This is a genomic window from Rhizobacter sp. P1_G5 (assembly GCF_056405435.1).
Genome location: NZ_JBFUCB010000832.1, coordinates 1 through 2124, shown reverse-complemented (window position 1 = coordinate 2124; position 2124 = coordinate 1). Strand labels below are relative to the sequence as shown.

Annotated in this window: 2 protein-coding genes and 1 riboswitch; both genes read left to right on the top strand. The window is 67.1% G+C overall.

Annotated elements, in window-relative coordinates; all coding sequences use genetic code 11:
• The first annotated feature begins 141 nt into the window (after positions 1-141).
• Positions 142-717, top strand: coding sequence for an isochorismatase family protein (locus tag AC1D12_RS31660; RefSeq protein WP_477825682.1), 576 nt, complete (start codon positions 142-144; stop codon positions 715-717).
• 81 nt (positions 718-798) lie between these two features.
• A riboswitch (TPP riboswitch) is annotated at positions 799-901 on the top strand.
• 60 nt (positions 902-961) lie between these two features.
• Positions 962-2124 (top strand): TonB-dependent siderophore receptor (locus tag AC1D12_RS31655; protein ID WP_477845139.1); only part of this gene is annotated, 1163 nt, incomplete at its 3' end.

Sequence of the window (2124 nt, the reverse complement as noted above, 5' to 3'; positions counted from 1 at the left end):
GTCCCTGTCGTGGCCGAAGCCCCGGTAGCCGCACATGGCAGCCGGTAGCGCAGGCGAAGCGCCGCCTGACCCCTCATGTCAAACGTTGGGCGGCAGAAGATCGATCGCCTGCCCTCCACCTCACATCAAGGCATCCTGACCATGTCCACAGTCCGCACCGGAAATCAAGCAGCGCTCGTCGTGGTTGACGTTCAAGTCAGCGTCGTGGCCGAAGCCTGGGAGACCACGCGAGTCGTCAACAACGTCGCGCGCGTTGTTGAGCGCGCCCGGGAGCAACTTGTCCCCGTGATCTGGGTACAACATGACGACAAGGAACTCGTGCGCGACTCGCCGTCATGGCAACTGGTACCGGAATTGGTTCCCGCGCAAGGCGAAGCGCGGATCTACAAGCATTTCGAGTCGTCGTTCGAAGAGACGGGGCTCGAAGCCGAGCTTGCGCGCATCGGCGCGACGCACATCGTGCTGGCCGGCGCCGCGACCAACTGGTGCATCCGTGCCACCGCCTACGGCGCACTGGATCGCGGCTACGACCTGACTCTGGTCAAGGATGCGCACACGACGAAGAGTCTCGAACTTGAGAACGGGCCGAAGATCGAGGCCTCAAGCGTCGTTGCCGACTTGAACGTCGCGATGAAGTGGATCAGCTACCCCGGACGGAAGAACGGAACCGCAACAGCAGAGGAAGTCGACTTTGCTACACCAGGCGGCGTTCGCTGAAGTCCATGAACGCCGCCTGACCCGTCACTCGGCCACGTTCTCCAAATAGTGCAAAATCCGTCCGCCCGCCGCTCACCCGGCGGGCATCGCTAGGGGTGCTGGCCACGTTCACGTGACCGGCTGAGAGAGTCCCTTCGAACCTGACTGAGGTAATCCTCGCGCAGGGAAGCGTCGTGCCGCGGATCCTCTCTTCTTTGCCGCGGCCCGGTTGCGCCGACCTGCCATCGCCAAACCGGGAAGTACGATGGCATTCCGTTCTTGCAAGTCCCCTGCCCTGGCGCCGCTGGCGCCTTTGACCCTGGGCATCGCAGCCGCGTTCAGCGCGCATGCGCAATCCACCACCAGCACCATCGATCCGCAGACGCTGCCGCCGGTCACCGTGACCGGCCGCGCGCCCGATGCGGTCGCCACCATCGGCGGCTTCGGCGACCTGCCGCTGTCGAAGCTGCCGCTGCAGGCGAGCGTGATCAGCAGCGTCGCGATGAAGGATGCCGGCGTGCAGAGCCTGGCCGACATCACGCGCTTCGATGCGAGCCTCGGCGACGCCTACAACTCCGAGGGCTACTGGAGCACGCTGATGGTGCGTGGCTTCGCGACCGACAACCGCTTCAACTTCCGCCGCGACGGCCTGCCGATCAATGCCGAGACCGCGCTGCCGCTGGCCAACAAGGAGCGCATCGAGATCCTGAAGGGCACCAGCGGCATGCAGGCCGGCACGAGTGCGCCGGGCGGCCTGGTCAACCTGGTCGTGAAACGGCCCGAGGGCACGGTGCGCTCGGCCGCGCTGGAGTGGAAGCAAAGCCGCACCTGGCGCGGCGGTGTCGACATCGGCCAGCGCTTCGGAGAGGGCGATGCCTTCGGCATGCGGGTCAACGCGCAGTACGACGACCTCGATCCGCAGACGCACGACCTGCGCGGCCACAGCCAGCTGCTGGCGGTGGCCGGCGACTGGCGCGTGACGCCGGACACGCTGCTCGAGGCCGAGTTCGAGACCAGCCACCGCTCGCAGCCCAGCGTGCCGGCGATGAGCCTGCTGGGCAACCGCGTGCCCGATGCATCGGCCTACGACCCGCGGACCAACCTGAACAACCAGCCCTGGTCGCAGCCGGTGGTGCTTGACGGCGACACCGCGTCGCTGCGCTGGCAGCAGCGCCTGTCGGCCGACTGGCGCGCCGTGGCGCACTTCGCGACGCAGCGCCTGGTCAGCGACGACCGCCTTGCCTTCCCGTACGGCTGCGGCGCCGAAGGCAACTACGACCGCTACTGCAGCGACGGCACCTACGACCTCTACGACTACCGCAGCGACGACGAGCACCGCCGCACCGATGCGCTGGACCTGGGCGTTCGCGGCACGCTGTCGACCGGCGGGCTGCTGCACGAGCTGCAGACCGGCGTGCTGTTCTCGCG